Origin of the sequence: Kribbella sp. NPDC056345 (assembly GCF_042262745.1) — a bacterium.
In the GTDB taxonomy this organism is placed as follows: Bacteria; Actinomycetota; Actinomycetes; order Propionibacteriales; family Kribbellaceae; genus Kribbella.
Genome location: NZ_JBHJQQ010000002.1, coordinates 964,179 through 987,323, shown reverse-complemented (window position 1 = coordinate 987,323; position 23,145 = coordinate 964,179). Strand labels below are relative to the sequence as shown.

Below are 23,145 nucleotides of genomic sequence, written 5' to 3'. Positions count from 1 at the left end.
CTTGCTTATACCGGCACCATAAGGAGCGAGATGAAGGCGGATGCACTCAGCCCGCGACAGTTGTTCGACGGAAAGATGCACTACGAGATCCCCGCGTTTCAACGCCCGTACGTGTGGAACGAGGAAGATCAGTGGGCGCCACTGTGGGCCGACGTCGTCCGAGTCGCGGAGAGCCGAGTCACGGCCGACGGCCGCCAGCCGACGGTGCCCCACCACTTTCTGGGCGCAGTGGTCTACGAGTCAAAGCCGCCGGTCGTCGGCGACGTCACTCGGCACCTGGTCATCGACGGCCAACAGCGCACAACAACTCTGCAACTGATGATCGACGCTGCTCAGGCCATCATCAGAGAACGCGGGCACGACTTCTTGGCCGAGGATCTGGAGGAGTTGATCCTCAACAAGTCGTCAGCCTTCAGAGAGAAGCCTGAACGCTTCAAACTCTGGCCGTCGCGCAACGATCGCAGCGCGTTCGCACAGGCCATGGACCCCCAGGAAGGGTGGGTTGGCGAGCACCGAATATTGGCCGCTCATGAGTTCTTCAGTGCCGAAGCCCGTACCTGGCTGACCGGCAGACCTGATGCTGACGGCAACAAACCGCCGGGTACAGAAGCCGAACGGGCTGCGGCTCTCTCCGCGACACTGCAGGACGGACTATTCCTCGTTGCGATCAATCTGGCCGGCCACGACGACGCACAGCTGATCTTTGAGACTTTAAATGATCGCGGCACGCCCTTGCTGAAGGCTGACTTGATCAAGAACTGGGTCTTCCAACACGGCGAGAGGGTCGGAGCCGACGCTGAGCGCTGGCCTGAAACGCACTGGGTCGACTTCGACGACGACTGGTGGCGGGCCGAAATCAGCCAAGGCCGCCACTCTCGCTCGCGAATCGACATCTTCTTGCAGTACTGGCTCACAATGCGCCTGTCCGACGAGGTCAAGACTGAGCACGTCTTCCGCATGTTCACCGAGTATGCGGCGCCACTCATGACGGACTCCACTAGCACCGAGCAACTGCTTGGCGAACTACGTAAGGACGCTGACACTTACCGAGCCTTCGCCCAACTTGACGAAGGCACCGCTGAGGGAGACTTCCACAATCGAGTCGTCGAGACTATGGAACTTGCGGCGACGAGCCCGCTGCTCTTGTGGATGTTGTCCGAGAATCACAAGGTGCCACCCAACCAGCGCGCAGTCGGACTCAACGCGCTTGAAAGCTGGGTCATCCGGCGTACGTTGCTTCGACGCACCATGAAAGACATCAACCGGATGATGGTGGCGATCCTGAAGCTCCTGGACAGGAGCAAAGTCGCGACAGCGGGCGACACCGTTCGGAGCTTCCTTGCCTCGCAAACCGCGGACGCCCGAGCTTGGCCAACTGACGACGCGATGACGACTGAGTTGCCAACGGTTCGACTGTACGGAAACGTGCGGCAGGCTCGGCTGCGGACGGTGCTTGCAGCGGTTGAGCAGCAACTCCGCACCGAACAGCATGAGAACGTTTCGTTGCCGCCCAAGCTGGAAATCGAGCATGTGATGCCGCAACGGTGGCATGCCTACTGGAATCCTGAGCCAAAGCTCAACCCTGAGGACACGGCGGCTCGGGATCGGCGGATCAATACCATCGGCAATCTCACCTTGGTAACCAAGAACCTCAACGGCGCGCTATCGCACCGTCCCTGGACGGATCAGGATGCCGACGGCCTCAAAGCCGGCGGCGAGGCTGGTCTGGGAAAGCGCAGCCTGCTCGAGAAGTACAGTTTGCTCGTCCTGTCGAAGGACCTTGTACGTACACATCCCTACGCCTGGACCGATGCGGCCATAGATGCTCGATCCATTGTGCTCACGGGGCATATCTGCGAGGTCTGGCCAGGCCCGCCCGCTGGCGCCGAGCCGAGCCGATCGATCCTCACGCAGAAGATTGACGGACCGTGAACTCTGACGCGACGCCGCATGATGTCGGTATCAGTCGGCGAAGCGGCGTTGGAGTTCGGCTTGGTTGTTGGGGTCGTGGGTGCGTGGTGGGTTTGACTATTCGCGGCGGGCTTGGAGGAGGACGGCGGCTAGGAGTTTGGCTGCACTGGCGAGGCTGAGGGGGTTAGGTGCTCGTTGGACGCTAGTACGCCGATCAGGGTGGCTAGGAGGGGTTCGATGAGGGCTATGACGGCGACGCTGGATGCCCAGAGGCGCCGGGCACCCCAGGCGATTCCGGCCAAGGCGACGTACAGGAGACCACGGCCGAAGACGGCGTGACACGGTGGTGCATCGGACACTCCAGGGTGTTCGCACGAAGAGATCGGGGCGTCTGCGAACAGCCCAAAGGAGCCCGGCTCAGGTGAGCGAGCTTCTTGCTGCGGTCGGCCGGGCTCGGACTGGTTCTGCGAAGATGCCGTGAGCAGACCACTGAGGAATGGAGCATCGATGAGCACGGGCGGCGATCGCGGTTCGATTGAGGCGCTGCAGAAGCCCATACCCGTCGGGCAGGGCGACGCCGAGAAGCGGCGGGAGTTTCGGCTGATGGGCTTTGCCACGGCTCTTGCGCTCCTGGTGCTTCTTGCTATGCCGTGGCTGACGACCTGGGGTGCCCGGGAGGGTCGGCCGACACGGGTCTACAGCGGGATCAGGCTGATCAAGCTCTATCCCGACGCGGGTGGTCCGAGCGCCGAGATCTGGGGGGCCAGCTCGGCGCTGGAGAACTGGTTGTCCGTGTTGTTCATCGCTTATCTCTTGCTGGCGGTGATCTGCCTGGTATTTCCAGCTACGGCGAAGGCCCTGACCTGCAGCTGCCTCGGGTTCGTGGTGACGGTCGTGATCATCCTCGCCAAGCCCGACGCGTACTCACTCGGGCGGAGGGTTCTCTACAATGTCGATTGGACGGGCGCCTCCACTATGGCGGCCGGCATCTGGTTGGTATCCGTGATTGTTGCTTACGCCGGCTGGTCAGCACGCCGGCGATAGCAACTTTGGGCGGCAGAACTCGTCCTCGGCTCCAGGAGTTACTCGCGGCGAGTCTGGAGGACGACGGCGGCGAGGAGTACAACCGCACCGATGAGGCTGAGTGGCGTCAGATGTTCATCAAACGCGAGTACGCCGATCAACGCGGCCAGCAGGGGTTCGATCAGGACAACGATGGCCGCGGTCGACGCCCTGACCGCCCTGAGGCCCACGTAGAACGACGCGTAGGCAAACGCGGTCGGCACAAGACCGAAGTACGCGATGAGCGGCCAGCTGGATGGGGTTGGGGTGATTGTTGTTGTCGTTGCTAGGGGCAACAGGATTAGGGCGGCGGTGGTGAAGCCGAGCAGGGCGCTGGTTGTTGGGTCTTGCTGGTTGCGGTTGAGGAGGGTGGTTAGGGCGTAGCCGGCGCCTGAGATTAGCGAGAGGGCGATGCCTGAGGTTGAGGGGTTGCCGGAGGCTCCGTTGCCGATGACGAGGAGAGTTAGGCCGAGTATTGCTAGCAGTAGGGCGCTGGTTATGCGTTCGCGGGCGCCTAGGGCGATGAAGAGTGGGCCTACGCCGAGGGAGACGACGGTGGCTACGGCGATGCCTACGCGGGGGATGGCGGCGAAGTAGCCGAGTTGGCAGATGGCTAGGCCGAGGCCGCTGAGGAGGTAGCGCAGCGGGGTTGCTGCGAAGTGGTGGATTATTCGGCTGCGGCCGAGTAGGCGGCAGGCTGCGGTTAGCCAGATGGCGCCGGCTAGTAGGCGCCAGAAGGAGATTGCTGTTGAGTTCAGGCCGCTGTGCTGGGAGAGCAGGGCGCCGGTGGGGCCGCCGGTACCCCAGGCGATTCCGGCCAAGGCGACGTACAGGAGACCGCGCGCCGAGGACGGCGCGGGACGGTGGTGCATCAGACACTCCAGGGTGTTCGCACGAAGAGATCGGGGCGTCTGCGAACAGCCCAAAGAAGCCCAGGTCAGAACCCGGGCGCGCTGAGGTCGCCGTCCGCTAAGCGGCGGCCGGCGGAGTGATGATGCGATGCATGTCGGCGACCCTAGCAACCACCCGCCTTCGGTGCCGAACCGTTTTCGACTATGCGCGTCGTATCCAACCGAGCTGCTGGATCGCCTCGGAGCTAGTTCGAGCGCCAGGTGAGCATGGGGCGGTTGGAGCGTTGGAAGAGGCTCTCGGGGAGGAGGGTTGTGGCGGTGTTGCGGAGGGGGACGGTTAGGCGGCCGGATGCTTGGGCGAACGCTCCGAAGATGGCTGACCGGCGAGCGATGGCTTGGGTTCGAGGGCGTCGGGTGCGGTCGTAGAGGTGTAGGCCGTGGGGGATGTTGGTGGTTAGGGCGTCGGCTAGGTCTACTGCGTCTTCTAGGGCTGTGGCGGCGCCTTGGCCTAGGTCGGGGGTCATGGCGTGGGCGGCGTCGCCTAGTAGGGCTGCGCGGCCGTTCACGTAGGTGCGTAGGGCTGGGAGGCGGTAGATGTCGTGGTGGAGGATTTCGGAGTTGGCCACCGACTTGAGGATGGTGGGGATGGGGTGGTGCCAGTGGGTGAAGCGGCGGTGGAGTTCGGCGCGGTTGTCGGGGTGGGTCGTGGCTGGTGGGGTTTTGGCTGTTAGGTAGGTGTAGATGGCGTTGTCGGCCAGGCGGAAGATGCCTACTCGCTCGCCTCGGCCCCAGGATTCGGTGACGTCTGCGTCGAGGTTGAGGGGTGGGGCGATTAGGCGCCAGGTGGTGTAGCCGGCGTAGATGGGTGGTTTGGCGTTGGGCCAGAGGGAGGTGCGGACTGTGCTGTGGAGGCCGTCTGCGCCTACCAGGAGATCTGCGCTGTGCTGGACGCCGCCGGCAGTCACGGTCGCCTGGTTGGCGGTGGTTTCGACGTGGGTGACTGTGGTGTTCAGGGCGATGGCTTCAGCGGGGACGGCTGCGCGGAGGATGTCTAGGAGGGTGGGGCGGCGGAGCATGAGGGTTTCGCCGTAGGGGGTTTGTAGGTTGGAGCGGAACAGCCAGCGGCCGCGGTGGTCGCGGAAGCCGCCTGGGCCTTCCACTGCGCTGAATGCGCGGACCTGATCGCCGACACCGAGGAGGTCCAGGGCTCGGGTTGCGTTGGGCCAGAGGGAGATTCCGGCGCCTACTTCGCGGAGGGCTGGGGCGCGTTCTAGGACTTTGATGTTCCAGCCGTGGCGGTGCAGGGCGATGGCGGCGGCTAGGCCGCCGATGCCTGCTCCGACGATTACTGCGTTCCGGTCGGCCACGTCTGCTCTCACTCCACCCGTGTGCTCGGTGTCACCGGGTCGATCGTAGGCACGGCGACTGTCGCGTGCAGCTAGCCACGGTGACGTGGGGCAGGCCATCATTGTCGGGCACTGGTGGGCTACAGAGAGAGATCGATGGGTGACGGCGAAGTAGTTGACCAGACGGCGGCAGGGGCACCCGACGACCAGGACAGACAACCGAAGATCGAAGTCACGGTCGGGTGGCTGGTTGGGCTGGTTGCGTGCTCGGTCGGCTTCCTTCTGGCGATCGTGTCGGTGACGTTGCCTTGGACGTTCGTCTATCCGCGGCGCGGGCAGAGGATCGTGCCGGGTGGGCCTGAATACCCTTTTCTTACCAGGATCAGCAACTACGAACCCGCTTCGACGTTGACCGTTCTTCTGGTGATCGTGTTCGCCGTGATCGTCGCTGCGTGCTTCGGCACCGTCGGATGGATCAATACCGTACTGCGGCTTGCGACGCCGGCCCTCGGCCTCCTCACTGCGTGGTTCATCGCAGTCCAGTACCTCGTCGTACTCAGGACGGTCGACTACGGCTACACCAGTGAGGTCGGCGAGTCGGTCCGGTTCAATCGCGCCGTCTACGACACCGCGGCGAGTACCGGCCTTGCTCTGTGCTGTGCCGGTGTGCTGATGATGGCCCTCGGCTCAGGGATGGCCGTTCGGCCGGTCGCCATCTCGCGGCGCGCAACAGTGGCACGGGTGGAGTTGCGTCGGTTGGGATATGTGGCCGCGGGGGTCGCGTTGGTCATGCTGTTCGGGTCGTTCTTGGAGCCGTGGGTGCGGGAGACGGCGGATCCGCTGTCCATCGATCCTGTGTGGGGCGGTCCGCCGCAGCTCGAGTCCTGGTTGGTGGTGTTCCGGTTCACGACGATCGCCGCCCTGGTCTTCCTGACCGTACTGCTGGTGTCGAAGTCGGCGCGGGTCCGTAGCTGGATGGCGAAGGCCGGGATCGTCACATGTGCGGTGACGGTGGCGGTCCTGTTGACCGGGCGGATGATCGCTTGGGTCCCGGCGGTCATGGTCGACATTCGGCCCACCTACTACCTGGCGGTCGGCGCCGCCGTACTGCTGATGATCGCGTTCTTCGACGCAGCTCGGCTGAGGGAGTCATCATGATGTCGAGGAAGCCCAGCACCATCGGGGCGAGCCTCCGGCGCAAGGCGACGGCCAGGAACCGCACCGCTGCGGAGACTCCAGCGCGGCGCCTTCTGAGCGGCAAGAACTGGTTGCTGGTGACCCTGGTCGGCGCGATCATCAGCGTGGCGATCCCGTCCGTCTTCCCACGGACGATCGATTCGGTCCGGGATCTCTGGAGCGATGATCCGATCACCATCGAGACGGCCGATGTCAGCGCGACCATCTCCGGGGTGCCCATTGTGGCAACCCCGGGGAGCATGCCGAAGACCGGCGACATCCTCGCCATCGCCGACCTTGCCTACCAGGCCGGCGGTCAGCCGGCCGGTTTCTCCGGACAGCGCTTGACCTTCCGGAATCACCGCTCCAGCAAGGTTCTGGTGACCGGCATCAAACCGGTCATCGAGAACCGCGCGAAACCTCTCGACGGAACCTTGGTGAAGTACGCCAACCAGGGAGGCGACTCCAAGACCACGGTTGTCGATCTTGATCTCGATGCTCCGCAGCCGCAGCCGACCGGACAGACCGAATCCGGCGAGCGCACCGACGAGCCGTTCTTTGCCGGCCGCAACATCGTGCTCGATCCCGGCGAGACACATTTGATGCACTTCCGCACCGTCACGAAGCGCTGCGACTGCACCTGGCGGCTGCAGGTCACCTACCGGTACCACGATCAGGACCGCACCGTGACCGTCCCGGCCACCGACCACCCGCCGTTCCGGATGACGGCGTACGCCGTGCGCTACCGAACCGTCTATCACGTCGATCCGACCGGTATTCAGGAGCCCGACCCCAAGACCTACTGCGCAGATGCCGCGATCTGTCGTGCCACGGTCACGTCGTGCGGCAAGGTGCGCACAGCTTCCGGAACGGCGGTCGTGCGGGTCGAGAAGGGCACGACGCCGTGCAAGGAAGCGTTGCGGATCACCGACCGCTATTACAACGACGATTCGATCACTCGCCAAGGCAGCGGCGGCTTCGCCGAGGTGGACGGTTGGTCCTGCGGCTCAACGACAGCCGCCGAGGCGGAAACCACCGGACACCTCGGCTCCTGCACTCGGGGTCCGTCGAAAGTGAGCATGGACGCGACGTAACCCCGCGCTCGCGGCGGGTCCCAGCGGAGGTGGCGTCTTCACGACTTGCAACATTCTTCAATTCGCTACATGATGAACTGACTCTGAGCCGGTGTGAGGAAGAGGTTGTCGTGGAGAGCAGTCAGTTCGCCGGCGATCTGCGGCGCCGGGTGCGGGAGGCAAGGCAGGCGCTGGTCGACGCGCGGGCCGAGGGAGATTTCTACGCGGTGGATATCCGCACCGGCGAGCTCGACAGCCTGCTGCGGCTCGCGATGGAGAACGGTGTCCTTCTCGTGGACGAGTACGAGAACGCAGACCCGGGCGGCGAGCGATGACCGCGCCGGTTCCGCTCTACCAAGCCAAGGCCGAGTTCTTCCGGGTGCTGGGACACCCGGTCCGGATCCGGGTGCTGGAGCTGCTGCAGGACGGACCGCGGCCGGTGCGGGAGCTCCTGGCTGACATCGCGATCGAGCCGTCGGCTCTGTCCCAGCAACTCGCAGTACTGCGCAGGTACGGAATCGTGGTGTCGCGTCGCGAAGGGCCGAGTGTGGTCTATGAGCTCGCGGGTGGGGACATCGCCGAGTTGCTGCGGACCGCGCGCCGGATCCTGACCGAGCTGATCACCGGCCAGAACGAGCTGCTCGCCGAGCTGCGTGGAGCCGAGGCCGCAGCTCGATGAATGTCCTGGGCCGGTCCCGGGAGTTACTTCCGGCCCGAGGCGATCTCGCGGCGATGCTGCATCAGCCCCGCCGCGATCTGCTCGCAGGTCTGACCGTGGCGATCGTCGCGCTTCCCCTCGCGCTGGGGTTCGGGATCTCGTCGGGGCTCGGCGCGGCGGCCGGGCTCACCACCGCCGTGGTGGCAGGAGCTCTGGCTGCGGTATTCGGCGGGTCGAGCCTCCAGGTATCTGGGCCGACCGGCGCAATGACCGTCGTGCTGGTTCCGATCATGCACGCACACGGAGCCAGCGGCGTGCTGACCGTCGGGCTGCTGGCCGGACTGATCCTGATCGGCTTGGCCGTTGCCAAGGCCGGCCGTTATATGGCCTTTGTTCCCGCACCGGTGGTCGAAGGATTCACCCTCGGAATCGCCTGTGTCATCGGCCTCCAGCAACTACCCGCCGCACTCGGCGTCGCGATACCGGACGGCGACCAGGTGGTCGTCATCGCGGCCCGCGCCATCGCGTCGTTCGCACAGCATCCGCACTGGATTGCAGCAGCTCTCGCGGCGGTTGTCGCGGCGAGCATTCTGGCCGGGGCCCGGATCCGGCCGACCGTGCCATTCTCGATCCTCGCGGTCGTGACGAGCACGGTCGTCGTCGAGGTCGCCGGGCTCGACGTGGCGCGGATCGGCGAGCTACCCGCCGGCATCCCGGCGCCGTCGCTGTCGTTCCTCGACCTGTCGACAGTCTGGTCGCTGGCCGGACCGGCCTGCGCGGTCGCTGCCCTGGCCGCATTGGAATCATTGCTGTCGGCGGCTGTCGCCGACGGGATGGGAGTCAGTCACCGGCACGACCCGGACCGGGAGCTGTTCGGCCAAGGTCTGGCGAACCTGGTGACGCCCTTGTTCGGAGGCGTCCCTGCCACCGGCGCGATCGCCCGGACGGCCGTCAACGTCCGGTCCGGCGCAGGATCACGCCTGGCAGCGCTTGTCCACGCCGCGCTGCTCGCCGCGATCGTCTACACCGCCGCGCCCCTGGTCGAGCGGATCCCACTGGCCGCGCTGGCCGGCGTACTGCTGGCGACCGCCGTCCGGATGGTCGAGGTCGGGTCGGTCCGCGCCATGGCCGGCGCCACCCGATCGGATGCCATCGTGCTGGCCCTGACCGCCGCCGCGACCTTGGCGCTTGACCTGGTGAAAGCAGTCATTCTCGGTCTCGTGGTGGCCGGCGCACTGGCGTTGCGCGCTGTTGCCCGCAGCGCGCGGCTGCGGCAGATGCCACTGCACCCCGACCTTCCCGGCGACCACACCGCCGAGGAACGCGCGCTGCTGGACGAGCACATCGTTGCCTACCGCATCGACGGCCCACTGTTGTTCGCCGCGCACCGATTCCTGCTGGAGCTGTCCGAGGTCGCAGATGTCTCGGTAGTGATCCTGCGGATGTCGGCGGTCAGCGCGATCGATGCCAGCGGAGCCCTCGTCCTCAAGGACGCCATCGAGAAACTCCAGCACCGCGGTATGACGGTCCTCGTCTCCGGCATCCAGCCCGGCCACCACCGGACGCTGGATGCACTCGACGTCATCAAGCACCTCCACGCCGCAGGTCACGTGTTCCCGCACACACCCGAAGCCATCCAGGCCGCGCGATCCCACCTGCACCACACCGGCATCCTGTAACCCACTGCAGCACTTGATGCCCAAGGCAATCAGCGACGTGAGAAAACGGTAGGTATTTCCGTTTTCGCTTGACCTGGGTGCGTCACTCCCCCAAGGGTTGTCAACATCCGATCGACTGCGGAATCTCCGGCGGCGGTCGGCTATTTCCCCTTGCCCTGCTCGCGTTTCGACGCCCCCTGCGAACCGGAGTACACCTATGCGCATGACCGATATCCAGCGTTGTGAGGTCCGTGCTGGACGTCTTGTGGAGTGGACTGTTCACCCGTTGGCCATCGAGGCTGCAGCGGAACTGCCGGAGGATTTGCGTCCGCCGAGTTACGTTCAAGAGTCACACGTGCAAACTGCGCGGTCGGTGCGCGACGGCGGGTTGTTCGTACCGACCTGGCTGGGGACGGCGTTCGACATACCGGGTCAGGTGGACCTCGAAGTACTCGAAGAGGCGCTTCGCGTGTGGACGCTGCGGCACGAGACGATGCGCAGCGGCTTCCGGGCCGTCGACGGGCAGATGCAGCGCTTCACGCTGGAGGCCGATTCGCTGCTCCTGCAACGAAAAGACGCCGGCAACTTTCCCGATGCCGAAGTGCTGACGCAGTACTTGCAGGACAGGTTCGACGTCGCGGCGGACGCGCTGAGCTGGCCGAACTTCATCTACACCGCCGTCGTGAGGGACGACAGCACGAGCGTCTACCTCGCCTTCGACCACAGCAACGTCGACGCGTACTCGATCTACCGCATCCCAACCGAAATCCACGAGCTCTATGCGGCCGGACTCGAAGGGCGGACCGATGACACCGTGCCGGTTGCCAGCTACGTCGACTTCAGCGCCGCAGAACGCACGAAGGCCGATCAGATCGAGGTGACCGACCCGATCGTCGATCGCTGGCGTGAATTCGTGGCGAACTGCGACGGCAAGCTCCCGAACTTCCCCCTCGACCTCGGCCTCGACCCCGAAGGCCCACTGCCGACGCAGAAGTTCCTGACCGAAATGCTGGTGAACGACGCCGATGCCGCAGCGTTCGAGAAACACTGCCGACCGTACGGCGGGAGCCTGGTCGGTGTGCTCGCAGCCACTGCCCTGATTGTTCGCGACCTGACCGGCCAAGACGTCTACCGCACCGTCGCTCCGTTCCACACGAGGGTCAAGTCCGAGTTGTCCGAGTCGGTCGGTTGGTACGTCGGTGGTGCGCCGCTCGAGATTCCGGTGTCCGAGGCAACGGACTTCGACGGCGCGCTCGACTCGGTCCGCACCGAACTCCGCAAGAACCGGCCGATGTCGCGCGTACCGGTCGCCCGCGTGCTCCAACTCCTGGGCACCGACTTCCGCCCCACGTCCCCCGACCTGTACTCGATCGTCTCGTTCGCCGACGGACGCGCGGTCGAAGGATCGGAGCGGTGGCAGGAGCTGAAGGCCTACGGCCTGATCAGGGTCTCGTACGGCGACCAAGTGTGCGTGTGGATCAGCAGAGTGCACGAGGGCCTGCAGTTCGCCTGCCGCTACCCGGACACCGACGCCGCCTACAAGAGCATGCGCCTGTACGTCGAACGCCTCCGCGACGTCATGCTCACTGTAGGTCGGTGAGGGATTTGCGGACGGTCGCGGCTTCCGGGGAGCCGAAGGCCTCGAAGCGTCGGAGGGCCTCGACGAGGTGTTCGCGGTCGGCGTGGATTTCGCCGACTGTCTGGTGCGCACGGGCGATGCCGAGGGCGTAGCCGGTCTCCCGCAGGATGGACAGAGCCTCGGCGGCGTACTCGCTCGCGGCCTCGCGATCGCCGAGGGCCAGCTTGACGCGCGCTAGTACGACGATCGCATCGCCTTCCTGCATGCGGTCGGTACCGGTCGACAGTTCGACGGCATCTCGGGCGAGCGACTCGGCCGTTTCCAGGTCCGAGCCGGCCAGTGCGACGACGGCTAGTCCGCGAACGGCGTGGGCGCGGTACTCGCGCAGCAGGTCCGCGCTCGCCAGCTCGGCCGCCTCCTCGAACGCCTCGCGTGCTGCTGCGAGGTCACCGAGCAGGACGTAACAGAACCCGAGCTCGTTGCGAACCAGGGCACGAGGCCGAATGACGTCGAGCTCGTCGGCCAACTGGCGCGCTGCCAGCAGCATGTCCCTGCCTTCGCGCGGACGGCCCGTGTCGCGCAGCAGGCTCGCTTGCATATAGCTGATGACGCACTGCCGGGTGATGTCGTGCAGCTCCTCGACCAGTCGCCGGCCGCGCTCGAACAGCTCGTCGATCCCGTCCAGGCGACCGAGCGTGGTCCGGCCGTGGCAGGCGTAGAGCACCCCGGCGACGGCGATGCTCGGCGCATCGGGACCGGCCAGGTCGGCCGATCGTTCCCACGCGTCGACAGCGGGACCGAGGGCGCCCGACTGATAGCTGAGGAAGCCCAGCTGGAGGAGAGTCAGCGACTGGCCGACGGTGTCGTTCGCACGCTCCTGGACGTCGCTGGCGCGCTCGAGATACTCCTGCGCGGCCGGCCGATCGTTCCCGCGGACCGCAATCGTCCCGGCGGCGTACAGGCCGAAGCCCAGTACGGCGTCGTCTCCGGACTGCTCGGCCGCCGTGACCAGCTGGGAGAGGTGCTCGGGCTCCAACGGCCGACCGACGCCGGTACCGATGATGCCGAGCTCCCCGAGCGAGAGCGCGACTGCCTGCAGGTCGTTCGCAGCGCGGGCAGCCGTGACGACCGTGTCCAGCATGGACAGTACGTCGACCCGGCGGCCGTACCGCTCCATGTCCGTGACGACGCCGAGCGCCAGATGCCAGCACCAATGCACAGGCCCGTGGTCAGCGCAGTCCCGGATCGCAGCGTGGATGTTGTCGAATTCGTCCGTCAGCCAGGCCCGCGCCTCGGTCCTGGACGCGAACTTCACCACCGGTACGTCGGGCAGTGGTGGGCACGGTGGTTCGAGACGCCAGGCGATGAGCAGCCGAGCGGCGACCTCCCGGCCACGGTAGTACCAGGTGTAGAGGCGGTTCATCGCATCGGCGCGTTGTAGCTCCGTCTCCTCCGCCATGGCGCGGCTACGGGCGTAATCACGGAGCAAGTCGTGGAAGCGATACCGGCCGGCCGCATGCTCGTCGAGCAGATGCGCGCCGGTCAGTGTCCGCAGCGCGGCCCGCGCGTCGGCTATGGGCAACTCGCTCATGGCAGCGACTGCGGGAGCGGTGAAGTCCAGCCCCGGGACCAGACCGGCGAGCCGGAAGAGCCGACGTACTCCGGGCTCCAGACGCTGGTACGACAGGTCGAAGGCACCGGCGACGGCGGACTGCTCGTCGTCGGACAGGGCGAACGCGGCCAGGCCACGTTCCTGCAGTTCGAGGAGGTAGTCGGCGACCGTGCGATGTGGCTCGTCGGTCAGTTGGGCGGCCGCGATCCGCAACGCCAGCGGTAGACCGGCACAGGCCTCGATCAAGGCGGTGACCGAGTCCGGTTCGGCTTCGATGCGCTGGGCGCCGAGGAGCCGGTCCAGCAGGTCGCGAGCCACCGCCGTCTCCAGAGTGCCGAGCGCAAGCCGGTGCGCACCTTCGCGGGCGACCAGGCCGGTCATCCGGGTGCGGCTCGTGACCAGCGCCAGGCAGCTGGAACCGGCTGGCAGCAAGGGACGCACCTGCTCGGCCGACGCCGCGTTGTCCAGCAGGATCAGCATCTTGCGCCCAGCGACCAGTGACCGGTACTCGTTGGAGGCATCGGTGACCGACTCCGGAACCTGCTCCCTGCCCAGTCCGCGGAGCAGATGGCCCAAGGCATCCAGCGGCTCCAGCGCGGGCGCCGGTGAGTGTCCGCGCAGATCGACGTACAGCTGACCGTCGCCGTACCGGTCTGCGACGTGATGCGCGTAGTGCAGGGCCAGCGTGGTCTTCCCGACGCCAGCCATGCCGGACAGGACGATCGGCCCGTCGGCCACGGCATCCAGCGCGGCCAGCTCGGTTTCGCGACCCAGGAAGGCGCCGGGCGCAGGCGGCAGCTGGGCGGGCGCCGTACCGGTCCTGGCGGGTGGGCCGTCCAGCGCGGGGCTCTCGCTGCGGATCGATTCGAAGAGCTCACGCAGTGCGCGGCCTGGTTCGGCCCTCAGCTCTTGGGCCAGTCGTCGGCGCGTGGCCTGGTAGGTCGTCTCTGCCCGGGCCTGCCGGCCGGACCGGTACAGGGCGAGCATCAGCTGACCGACGATTCGCTCCCGCAACGGGTACGCCGCGACCAGCTCGGTCAGCTCGGGCACGATCTCGCGCGCCCGGCTCAGTGCGAGCTCGGCGTCGTACAGCTCCTCGTACGCGGTCAGTCTGGCTTCCGCGAGCCGGTTGGCCTCGGCCGCGACGATGCGTGGCTCAGTGACATCGCTGTACGGCGTCCCACGCCACAACCCGAGAGCCGAGCGGAACCGGGGTACCGCCCGCTCGAGATCCCCGGCCGCGACCGCGTTCCGGGCCGCAGTGTGCCGGTCGGCGAACTCGACGGCGTCGAACTCGTCCGGGCCGACCTCCAACTGATAACCGCCCGGAATGCCGCGGAGGCGCTCCGGTCGGTCGAGCACCTGACGCAAGCGGTGCACGTGGACCTGGAGACTGTTCGACGGACTGTTCGGTGGCTCGGTGCCCCAGAGAGCCTCGGCGAGAATCTCGACCGGTACTGCGCGATTCGCTCTGACCAGGAGAACAGCGAGCAGCCGGCGGCGGAGCTCCGAGATCGGGCCCACCACCTGCGCGTCGACGATCGCCTGGACAGTCCCCAGTACTTCGAATCGCACACGCGCCTCCCGAGCCGAACCCCCATCATCGGTGATGGTAGGGGCGTCGGCCCGGGATCAGCGCGTCAGTAGGCCTGCGTCCCGAGCGCCTTGCGGTACGACGCCGTACAGAACGCCTGGAAGTTGGCCGCGTTGGTGATCGTGCCGGAGGTCCGCCCGATCCGGCGCAGAACCTTGGTGGAGTTCGCCTCCGTGTTCGGGCCGTAGTCGCCGTCGATGACGGTGGAGATGCCCCAGGCGTGGTGGCACGCGGCCTGCACGATGTAGGTCTGGGACGAGGAGCTGGTGGTGAACTTGCAGTTGGCCAACTCGCCGTACAGATCGTTGTCCACGTGGATGTGGTTCCAGTGGTCCCGGTCGTCCATGTAGGTGAGGACGTGCCGGAAGCGGCGCATCAGGCCCGCGGCGGTGCCCCAGTAGCGGCGCTTCCAGTAGTCCGCGTTGGCGTAACCGCGCCAGACGTCGTACCGCATGCTGACCCACTGCCGGGTACCGCTGCTGTTCTCGAACATGATCCGGCCGATGTCGAAGGCCCGGCCGGCCCCGTGCATCCCCGGCTTGTCGGTGTAGGCACCGTAGGAGTAGATCCGGGTCGGCGCTCCCCACGAGGTCGGGGCGTTGGAGTCGAGGTAGGTCCGCCACGAGCTGAGCTGGTTGTAGAAGTTCGATTCGAACCTGAAGCTGTCGGCGTTGCCGCTCGGTTCGTAGTACAGATCGCAGCTGGTCACACCCAGGTAGTTCCTGGAGACCAGCGCTTCCATCGCTGCGTTGGCCTGGCCGGGAAGGATCAGTCCGGCAGCGCCGCCGAGCCCGGCCGCCCCCGCGATCTTCAGTAGTCGTCGACGCGACATTCCGTCGAATTCCGATGTCATCTCAACCATGGCGAGACGCTAACTGCGCCCGCCCACCCCGCGCAGTCCCCCGAAACGCCGCAGAAAGCGACCAGAAAGCGCCGTACCAACCCGTGGTCAGCCGGTGAGACGGAAGTCGCGGCGCGGGGTGCATGCCGGCTCTCCGTCGAGGGCGCTGTTGTCGAAGACCCAGGCGTAGAACTCGCCGGTGTTGGCGTCCTTGATGGCGGCAAACGAGCGAGCCCCGGCCATCGAGTTGTACGTGCGGACACAGAGCCTGTCGTCCGTCGTACCGTCAAGGTTGCGGTAATAGCTGCCCAGCGACTTCCACTTTCCGTCCAGCGTGGCGGCCGCGTCGATGTACCGCTCTGCAGCGGCCGCGGCCGGTCCGGTCGAGACAACAAGCAGGGCAAGGGCAATAGCGGCCTGCCACCCCGAAACCTCTCCCCCGTCAACAACAGCTCGCACATCGTCCAACGGGGCTCGCTGATGTGTCTACCTTGCGGGATGGACAGCCAGGCGCTCGGCGAGCGCGCTGCGGGCCTCTGTGGCGGCCGGACCTGCGAAGCCGGCGAGTGTGTCCAAGGCCTGACGCCAGGTACGACGGGCTTCGGCGTGCTCACCGGCGTCCTCTAGCGCGTCTCCGAGGTGGGTGAGGGTATCGGCGACGAAATGCTGGTCACCGGTCACTCGCCAACCAGCCAGCGCATGCCGGTAGGCATCGATGGCATGTGCATGGTCGCCGGAGTGGTGGTAGGCGTAGCCGAGGCTGTCCCAGGCCGCCGCCAGAGTCCGGCCCTTACCGATCTCAGCGGCGATCGCGATCGCCGCCTTGCAGGCGGACACCGCCGCTGCATACTCGCCAAGCAGGGCGCTGAACCAGCCGATCTGATTCAGTGAACTCGCGCGGCTGGGCTCGTCACCAAGACGGGTATGGAGCTCATGGGCTTGCTCGGCATGGTGCCGAGCCGCGGCGTAGTCACGCTGGCGTTCGTGAAGCGCGGCGATCGTTTGGTGGCAGCCGGCCATGCTCACCTGATCACCGCTACCACGGGCGATCTCCAGAGCAGCGTCGAGCTGCCGCGCCGCCTCCGGATAACTGCCCAGGCCGATATAGGCACGGCCGAGCCCCTTACGAGCCATCGTTGCCGCGGCCTGGTCGCCGAGCCGTTCGGCGGCCGCCAGCGCGAGGTTCTCCACGGTGATCCAGTCGTCGAACATTCTTTGGTGCCAGAGGAATGTCCCGAAGGTGTCGCTGAACTGGATCACCACCGCGTCGAGATCGGTGGCCGAGGTGAGGTTGAGCAGGACCAGTCGCTCCGCGCCGAACCAGGCCATCGCCGCCTCGAGGTCGGCCGGTTCGTCCGGCCTGACGCCAGGCTGGACGGGCGGCGGGACCAGAGCAGGCGGAGTTCGATGGGGAACCAGGAGCTGCTCGCTCGAATACGAACCCCACAGGTAGTGGTCCAGCAGGCGCCGCGTGGCGACTGTGCGCTCTGGATCGGACTCCGCGAGCTCTGCGGCGTAGACCCGGACGAGGTCGTGCATGCCGTATCGGCCGTCCTGCACAGTCACCAGGTGGGCCGCCTCGAGCTGCCGTAGGGCGGTGTGCACACAGGCGTTTCCGGTGAGGCTCGCGGCTGCGCTCGCAGAGATGTCCGGCCCCGGATGCAGCCCGAGCAGCCGGAACGTCCGCTGCGCTTCCGGTTCCAGTGCGTCGTACGACGAGTCGAACACTGCTCGGATCGTCGTCCTCGGATCGTCGGTGTCGAACGCGTCCAAGCGTCGAGGGCTCGCCAGTTCGCCGGCCAGCTCGGCCAGTGGTCGGGTGGGGTGCTGGGCAGCCCGGCCGGCGACCACGGCCAGTGCCAGGGGCAGGCCGCCGCAGGGCCGGAGCAGGTCGGCGACCGCGGCCGGTTCGGCTGCGAGTCGCTCTTCGGTCAGCCGGGCTTGCAGCAGCGCCCATGCGTCGGCAGCTGCGAACGGATCGAGACGGACCGGCTCGGCACCGCGTTCGGCGACCAGACCGGTCAATGCGTTGCGGCTGGTGACCACTACCAAGCAACCACCGGCGCCGGGCAACATCGGGCGGACCTGCTCGGCATCGCGCGCATTGTCCAACAGCACCAGCACTCGCCGGCCGGCAATCAGGCTCCGGAACAGAGCCGCCCGCGCCTCCAAACCGGCCGGAATCTCCTGTGTGGGTTGGCCGAGCGCCTCGAGGACTCCGCGGACGGCCTCGCTGGGCGGCATCGGCGTACCGAGTGGGTCGAAGCCGCGGAGATTCAGATAGAGCTGCCCTTCGGGAAAGCGTGCAGCCGCCTGATGTGCCCAGTGCACCGCCAGAGTCGTCTTGCCGATACCGCCGGGGCCCGTGATGGCGGCGACCACGGCTGCCCCATCATCGCCGGATCCCACCGTGTCGGCCAGCTCATCGAGCCGCTTCAAGTGCTCCGCCCGACCGACGAAAGGCCGCGCAACCGCAGGCAATTGACGCGGTACGGCGGGCGCCGCCTCGCGAGGTGGTGCCAGGGCGTCGGGAGCGTTGCGGAGCAAGGCTGTATGCAGTTCGCTGAGTTCATGGCCGGGCTCCACACCCAGCTCCTCCGCCAGCCGCTCCCGCAGGCCGGCGTAGTGGTCGAGAGCCTCGGCCCGGCGGCCGGCGAGCGCCAACGCGCTCAGCACATACCCGGCCAGCGGCTCGGACAACGGGTAGTCCTCGGTCAGCGCGAGCAGTTCCTCCGCGATCAGGTCAAGACTCCCGGCCCGTTCCCGATGCCGAGCGAGCCCCAGCCAACCGGCGAGCCGCTCCTGACTCAGCGTTGCCCGGAAGCTGTCCACCCAGTCCCCGGACAGATCAGCCAGCGGCTGCCCCCGCCACAACGCGAGCGCTTCGTCCAGCAACTCGATCGCGGCAAACTGGTCGGATTCCTTCGCAACCCGCACCCGCTCACGGAACCTCGCCACGTCCACGTCACCCGCCGCGACATCGCAGAGGTAACCGCCGGAACGCCGTACGATCTCGATGCCTGCCGGCTCAAGCACCCGGCGGAGCTTGCTCAGATACGGATACAGCGACGCCGTCGGGCGGCCGGGCAGCTCGTCTCCCCAGACCCGATCCATCAGCACCTCGACCGGCACCAGCGTCCCTGGCGACGCCGCCAGCACCGCAAGCACCAGCCTGGGCTTGGCGGAACCGATCTCCAGCCGCACATCACCGGCCCACACCTCGACCGGACCGAGCAGCCGAATCTCCAATGACGCCCCCAAGACAGTCAAAGGTCATGCCGAAGCCACAACTTACCGCAGACGTCGCCGTCATTGGCCCGGTCACACAATTCGCGGTGGATTCGTCAAGAGGACAGAGACGATTCGCTGAGGAGTGACGATGACGATTCTGGTGACCGGCGGCACAGGGACGCTTGGCAGGCTTGTGGTCCCGCAACTGACAGCTGCTGGGTACGACGTCCGTGTGCTGAGCCGCCGTGGCGGCGTGGACGCAGCCGGCGTGGAGCATGTGCGGGGCGATCTGCTGACAGCGGATGGTCTGGATCTCGCGGGGATCGACACCGTGGTTCATCTGGCTGGTGGGGCCAAGGGTGATGCGCTTGCAGCGAGGAATCTTGCGGCAGCGGCTGCGGCGGCCGGGGTGCGGCATCTCGTGCACATCTCGGTCATCGGGGCGGACACGATGCCGATCGGATACTTCCGCGAGAAGCTCGGCGCCGAGGAGGCAGTGCGTGCGTCCGGTGTGCCGTGGACCATCCTTCGCGCAGCTCAGTTCAACAGCCTCACGTACGCCGTCACCCAGAAGATGGGCAGACTGCCGGTGGTGCCGGTGCCGGGCGGGCTGCGCTTCCAGCCGGTCGACGAGCGTGACGTCGCTGACCGCATCGCCGAACTGGCCTTGGGCGAACCGGCCGGCGCCGTACCGGACCTGGCGGGCCCGACCGTCTACAGCATGCGCGAACTGGTTGACAGCTACCTGCACAACCAGGGCAAGCGTCGTCCCCACCTCCCGATTCGCTTGCCAGGCAAGGTCGGCCGCGCCTACCGCACCGCCGAGAACCTCACCCTGACCGGAGCCACCACTGGCAACCGCACCTGGGAGAACTACCTCACCGAGAACACCCCGCGCTAGTCAGCCGCAGAAGTCAGTACGGGCACGGCGGCTGCGGTTCGTCGTAGGATGGTTGTGGCCGCTCCAGAACGTGGGTTGCCGGAGATCGGTGGCACAGGAGCCCGGCATGCCCCACAATGACCCGTCCGCGGAGGCCTTCGGGAGACTGGCCACTGAACTGCAGGCCGCTGACGGTATCGAGCTGACAATCGAGAGCGTCGTCCAGTTCGCCCTGCATGCGGTCCGGTGCAGGTACGCCTCGGTCGTGCTGATCGGCCCGGGCCGGCGCCCGCAGGTGATGGCGATGACGGACCCTCGGCTGACCAAACTCGACGAGGCCGTGATCCTGGCCGACGACGGACCGTTGCTGACGGTGATCCGGGAGAACGTCGCGGTGCTCATCCCTGATATCGCGTCCGACCACCGGTGGCCCGGAGCCTGGTCCGGCGCGCTGGTCGCCGAGGGCATCCGTTCGGCCATCCATCTGCCGTTGCAGGTCGGTGGCCGGGCGCGCGCCGTACTGAGCCTGTACAGCGACGTACCGAACGGGTTCGGCCCCGATGAACTGGCGGTGGCGCACATCCTGGCCGACCACGCCACGGTCGCGATCGCCGGCGCCCGCCGTGAGGTCGACCTGTCCCATGCCGCGGACGCGCGGAACCTCGTCGGTCAGGCGATGGGCATCCTGATGGAGCGGTACAACCTCGACCAGGAGCGGGCGTTCGCAGTGCTCAAGCGGTACTCCCAGGACAACAACCGCAAGCTCCACGACGTCGCCCAGGAACTGATCGACACCCGCATCCTGCGGAAGCCCGACTGAGATCGTTTCAGTTCCCGTACATGGAACGGGGCATCGGGGGCACAGGCTTAACCAGGAGCGGTGGCGTCTCGAGACACCATTTGCTCTAGGTCTCGGCGTTCAACCAACAGCGTCGGGGCCGAGACAGTTGTACGGAGTGCACTCATCACATGAGAAGTGTTGAAGCGCAGGTGGTTGCGGCGGCCGAGGCACGGGCCGCCGCGCTGGCGGCTGGGGACGCGGAGGCGTTGGAGGCTTGGCTGCATCCGCGGTTCAGGTGGACGTCGCATATCGGCGAGAGTTTCGATCGGGATCGCTACATCGCGAACAACACTGGCGGATCGTTGCAGTGGTCCGCCCAGACCTTGGCCGACGTCGAGGTGACGGTTGTCGCGGACACCGCCGTACTGCGCTGTGTCGTCACCGATCGGGTGGACGACGAGGAGTTCCGGATGCCGATGACGCAGACCTGGGTTCGGGAGGGGCAGCGCTGGCAGTGCCTGGCCGGTCACGCCGGGCCCCGAATGACCTGATACCGGTCTACCGGGACCGCCTGATCGTGCATTTGTGCGGCATGGCGCTGGCCCTTCGGGGCAGCTGGGCGTCACGCTCGGTGTATGCATAGAACTCTTGCGGCCCTCCTCGTCGTACCGCTCCTGGGTCTGCCGGTGAGCACCGCGAAGGCTGCCCCGGCGCTGGAAGTCAGCTTGAGCCGAGGCGATGTCGCGGTCTCGTCGCTCAACACCGTGCCGGTCACGGTCACGGTCAAGGGGTCGTACGCCGAGCTCCCCCCGCACAACAACGTCTTCGTCCAGTTCAAGCGGATCGCCGGCACCGGCCCGCTGGCCGAGTTCTCCTCGATGGCGTTGCCCCTGGTCGAAGGTGACGGCACGCCTGGTGTGTGGAGGGGTGTCGTCAACGTTCCATCCACGGCCAACGGGGCGGTCGAGGCGGCCATGGTTGACGGGTACGAGTTCATCCCGGGCGAGCCGGCCAGTGCACCCGCGCCGGTTGCGGATCCGCCGCGGTTGACGGTGAACGGCGTACACATCCCTAAGGTCGTGTCGCTGCTGACGCCGAAGGTGGTGCCGTACGACAAGCCTTGGTCGGTCCGCTACACCGTCCTCGACACGCAGACCGGCAAGCCCTACGGCACCCGACTCAAGCTGCTGTTCGGCTACGAGGAAAGGTGTCTCGAGAACCGCCCCAGTGAGTCCGTCCTGACCGATACCAGCGGCAACTATGTCCGGTCGTTCGCGGCGAACAAGAACGGCGACTGGACCAGCTGCCTGGCGATCCCCGGTAAGCCGACCAAGATCGCCTACCTCGAAACCCCCGTCAAACGGCCCGCCGCCATCTCCGCAGCCCCGTCGAAGACCAGCGCCCCGGTCGGCACCATCGTCCCGGTGAACGGCACCGTCATCTCGGGAGCCGGCTGCGCAGTCGTCCTGCAGCGTCTGTACGGCGCCACCGCGTGGCGTGAGGTCGGCTCGGGGAAGGTCCGCGACAGCGAGCGCTTCACGCTCAACGCCCAGCCGCCGTACAAGGGCACCATCTACTACCGCGCCTACCTCCCGGCGTCCGCCTTCTGCAGCTCCGACAAGGTCCCCGGCCCGAGCAACACCTTCACGATCCGCGGTACCTGAGCCGCGGTGTAGACTTCCTTACCTTGGCAGCTCAAGGTAAGGAAGTCTGCGGTGATCCTCGACCGGGAAGACGCCCAACTGCACGGTACGGCGACCGGCGCCGGCCCGACCGTCCTGCTGCTCCATGCCGGTGGTGAGGACCGCCGCGTCTGGGTGCCGATCGCCGACATCCTCAACCAGCGCGGATTCCGGGCCGTCGCCTACGACCTGCGCGGTCACGGGACCAGCACGGGACAGGCAACCACGCTCGAGGTGATCGCGGACGACGTGACCGCGATGATCCAGCACGAACCGGCCCCGCTCGTCGTGGTCGGCGCCTCGCTCGGCGGTCTCGCCGCCATCGCCTCCCTCCCCCACACAGCAGGCCAGGTGGCGGGCCTGGTCCTCGTCGACGTCGTACCTCAGCCCGATTCAGCGCGAGTCCGCGCCTGGCTCGACGACCGCGGTCTGCGCGACGAACGCCCCGAGCTCGTCGACAACATCCTTGCCCACGGCACCGAACCCCCGGCGATCGCCGTACCGGTCCTGCTCGTCCGCGCCGGCCCGACCTCCCCCCTCACCGACGCCGACGTGGACCGCTTCCACACCGCCAACCCCACCCTCACAGTCGCCCACATCCCATCCGCCGGCCACCTCATCGCCCGCGAAGCCCCTGCCGAGCTGGCCCACCTCATCACCGACCACGCGACGTACTGGCTCTAGGCGCAGACGCGGGCTCCGTTGGTGTGGAAGTTGAGCGTGCCGAAGTCCGAGGATGCTGACACCTGGACGCAGGCCGTGCTCTGCGAGTTCGCGAGGCGGATGTACGGCGTCCACGCAGTGGCCCCGCCGCTACCGGGGTGCACGACGTTGTTCGCCCCCGCACGACGGCCCTCCGACTCGACCACCTGGTCCACGGTGACGGTGTCCGGGTAGTTTCCGCCGTACAGGACGACGCGCGCCCAGTTGCCGTGGCACGACCACGACCACCGGAGCTGCAGCTCACCGATCTTCTTGCCGATCAGGTGCCCGCGAGACCCGTAGATGCCAGCGGTGGCGACGGTGATCGGACTCGCACACGTGGACGGGTCGCCGTTCCCGCCCCAGTCCGTCGCGTGCGCCGGCAGCACGCTCACACCGCTGACCACGCCGCCGACCAGGATCGCCGTACCCAAGGCCCTGAGATTCATGATCTCTCCCTAAGAGATTCGAGCAGTTCAACCCCGCCAGCGTGAGCTCACATCAGCTC

Annotated in this window: 20 protein-coding genes; 13 read left to right on the top strand and 7 right to left on the bottom strand. The window is 66.8% G+C overall.

Annotated elements, in window-relative coordinates; translation table 11 throughout:
• The first annotated feature begins 30 nt into the window (after positions 1 to 30).
• Both ACFCV3_RS10345 and ACFCV3_RS10340 read left to right on the top strand, forming a co-directional pair.
• Positions 31 to 1,932: a DUF262 domain-containing protein gene (locus ACFCV3_RS10345; RefSeq protein WP_376028376.1), complete on the top strand. Its 1,902-nt coding sequence runs from the start codon at positions 31 to 33 to the stop codon at positions 1,930 to 1,932.
• Positions 1,933 to 2,418: 486 nt separating this feature from the next.
• Positions 2,419 to 2,955: a hypothetical protein gene (locus ACFCV3_RS10340; protein WP_376028374.1), complete on the top strand. Its 537-nt coding sequence runs from the start codon at positions 2,419 to 2,421 to the stop codon at positions 2,953 to 2,955.
• Positions 2,956 to 2,993: 38 nt separating this feature from the next.
• Here the strand turns inward: ACFCV3_RS10340 and ACFCV3_RS10335 are convergent, their stop codons facing one another.
• Positions 2,994 to 3,845, bottom strand: a complete 852-nt coding sequence (locus ACFCV3_RS10335) for a DMT family transporter (protein WP_376028372.1) — start codon at positions 3,843 to 3,845, stop codon at positions 2,994 to 2,996.
• 224 nt (positions 3,846 to 4,069) lie between these two features.
• Positions 4,070 to 5,203 (bottom strand): FAD-dependent monooxygenase, encoded by a 1,134-nt coding sequence (locus tag ACFCV3_RS10330; protein WP_376028370.1) that lies wholly within the window; start codon positions 5,201 to 5,203, stop codon positions 4,070 to 4,072.
• A 123-nt stretch (positions 5,204 to 5,326) separates the two neighbouring features.
• Here ACFCV3_RS10330 and ACFCV3_RS10325 point away from each other — a divergent pair, with 123 nt between their 5' ends.
• From ACFCV3_RS10325 to ACFCV3_RS10300, 6 genes are all read left to right on the top strand, one after another.
• The gene (locus ACFCV3_RS10325; protein ID WP_376028367.1) at positions 5,327 to 6,328 is read left to right on the top strand and encodes a hypothetical protein; all 1,002 of its coding nucleotides are present in this window, start codon (positions 5,327 to 5,329) and stop codon (positions 6,326 to 6,328) included.
• On the top strand, positions 6,325 to 7,440 hold the full coding sequence (locus tag ACFCV3_RS10320; RefSeq protein WP_376028364.1) for a hypothetical protein: 1,116 nt from the start codon (positions 6,325 to 6,327) through the stop codon (positions 7,438 to 7,440). Before ACFCV3_RS10325 ends, ACFCV3_RS10320 begins: the two co-directional genes overlap by 4 nt.
• A gap of 110 nt (positions 7,441 to 7,550) precedes the next feature.
• Positions 7,551 to 7,754 (top strand): hypothetical protein, encoded by a 204-nt coding sequence (locus ACFCV3_RS10315; RefSeq protein ID WP_376028362.1) that lies wholly within the window; start codon positions 7,551 to 7,553, stop codon positions 7,752 to 7,754.
• Entirely contained in the window at positions 7,751 to 8,098 is a 348-nt protein-coding gene (locus ACFCV3_RS10310) for an ArsR/SmtB family transcription factor (RefSeq protein ID WP_376028360.1), read from the top strand. Before ACFCV3_RS10315 ends, ACFCV3_RS10310 begins: the two co-directional genes overlap by 4 nt.
• A complete protein-coding gene (locus ACFCV3_RS10305; protein WP_376028357.1) occupies positions 8,095 to 9,756 on the top strand; it encodes a SulP family inorganic anion transporter in 1,662 nt (553 codons plus the stop codon). The genes ACFCV3_RS10310 and ACFCV3_RS10305 overlap by 4 nt, the downstream gene beginning before the upstream one ends.
• A 334-nt stretch (positions 9,757 to 10,090) precedes the next feature.
• Positions 10,091 to 11,335, top strand: a complete 1,245-nt coding sequence (locus ACFCV3_RS10300) for a condensation domain-containing protein (RefSeq protein ID WP_376028354.1) — start codon at positions 10,091 to 10,093, stop codon at positions 11,333 to 11,335.
• On the opposite strand, the gene ACFCV3_RS10295 is transcribed toward ACFCV3_RS10300, so the two are convergent.
• The 4 genes from ACFCV3_RS10295 to ACFCV3_RS10280 all read right to left on the bottom strand — a co-directional run bounded on the left by ACFCV3_RS10295 (position 11,319) and on the right by ACFCV3_RS10280 (position 18,610).
• Positions 11,319 to 14,501 (bottom strand): BTAD domain-containing putative transcriptional regulator, encoded by a 3,183-nt coding sequence (locus tag ACFCV3_RS10295; RefSeq protein WP_376028352.1) that lies wholly within the window; start codon positions 14,499 to 14,501, stop codon positions 11,319 to 11,321. The two genes, ACFCV3_RS10300 and ACFCV3_RS10295, sit on opposite strands and share 17 nt — an antisense overlap.
• A gap of 65 nt (positions 14,502 to 14,566) precedes the next feature.
• On the bottom strand, positions 14,567 to 15,382 hold the full coding sequence (locus tag ACFCV3_RS10290; RefSeq protein ID WP_376028350.1) for a twin-arginine translocation signal domain-containing protein: 816 nt from the start codon (positions 15,380 to 15,382) through the stop codon (positions 14,567 to 14,569).
• Positions 15,383 to 15,469: 87 nt separating this feature from the next.
• Positions 15,470 to 15,829, bottom strand: a complete 360-nt coding sequence (locus ACFCV3_RS10285) for a hypothetical protein (RefSeq protein ID WP_376028348.1) — start codon at positions 15,827 to 15,829, stop codon at positions 15,470 to 15,472.
• A gap of 18 nt (positions 15,830 to 15,847) precedes the next feature.
• Entirely contained in the window at positions 15,848 to 18,610 is a 2,763-nt protein-coding gene (locus tag ACFCV3_RS10280) for a BTAD domain-containing putative transcriptional regulator (RefSeq protein ID WP_376028347.1), read from the bottom strand.
• A 130-nt stretch (positions 18,611 to 18,740) separates the two neighbouring features.
• Here ACFCV3_RS10280 and ACFCV3_RS10275 point away from each other — a divergent pair, with 130 nt between their 5' ends.
• The 5 genes from ACFCV3_RS10275 (at position 18,741) to ACFCV3_RS10255 (ending at position 22,619) form a co-directional block, all read left to right on the top strand.
• Positions 18,741 to 19,493 (top strand): SDR family oxidoreductase, encoded by a 753-nt coding sequence (locus ACFCV3_RS10275; RefSeq protein WP_376028344.1) that lies wholly within the window; start codon positions 18,741 to 18,743, stop codon positions 19,491 to 19,493.
• Positions 19,494 to 19,599: 106 nt separating this feature from the next.
• On the top strand, positions 19,600 to 20,292 hold the full coding sequence (locus ACFCV3_RS10270; RefSeq protein WP_376028341.1) for a GAF and ANTAR domain-containing protein: 693 nt from the start codon (positions 19,600 to 19,602) through the stop codon (positions 20,290 to 20,292).
• 149 nt (positions 20,293 to 20,441) lie between these two features.
• Positions 20,442 to 20,804 carry a nuclear transport factor 2 family protein gene (locus ACFCV3_RS10265; protein WP_376028338.1) on the top strand — a complete coding sequence of 121 codons (363 nt, stop codon included), beginning with the start codon at positions 20,442 to 20,444 and terminating at the stop codon, positions 20,802 to 20,804.
• An 84-nt stretch (positions 20,805 to 20,888) separates the two neighbouring features.
• Positions 20,889 to 21,917 carry a hypothetical protein gene (locus ACFCV3_RS10260; protein WP_376028336.1) on the top strand — a complete coding sequence of 343 codons (1,029 nt, stop codon included), beginning with the start codon at positions 20,889 to 20,891 and terminating at the stop codon, positions 21,915 to 21,917.
• Positions 21,918 to 21,968: 51 nt separating this feature from the next.
• A complete protein-coding gene (locus ACFCV3_RS10255; protein ID WP_376028334.1) occupies positions 21,969 to 22,619 on the top strand; it encodes an alpha/beta fold hydrolase in 651 nt (216 codons plus the stop codon).
• Here ACFCV3_RS10255 and ACFCV3_RS10250 read toward each other — a convergent pair.
• Positions 22,616 to 23,086, bottom strand: coding sequence for a hypothetical protein (locus tag ACFCV3_RS10250; RefSeq protein WP_376028332.1), 471 nt, complete (start codon positions 23,084 to 23,086; stop codon positions 22,616 to 22,618). The genes ACFCV3_RS10255 and ACFCV3_RS10250 overlap by 4 nt on opposite strands.
• Positions 23,087 to 23,145: the final 59 nt, after the last annotated feature.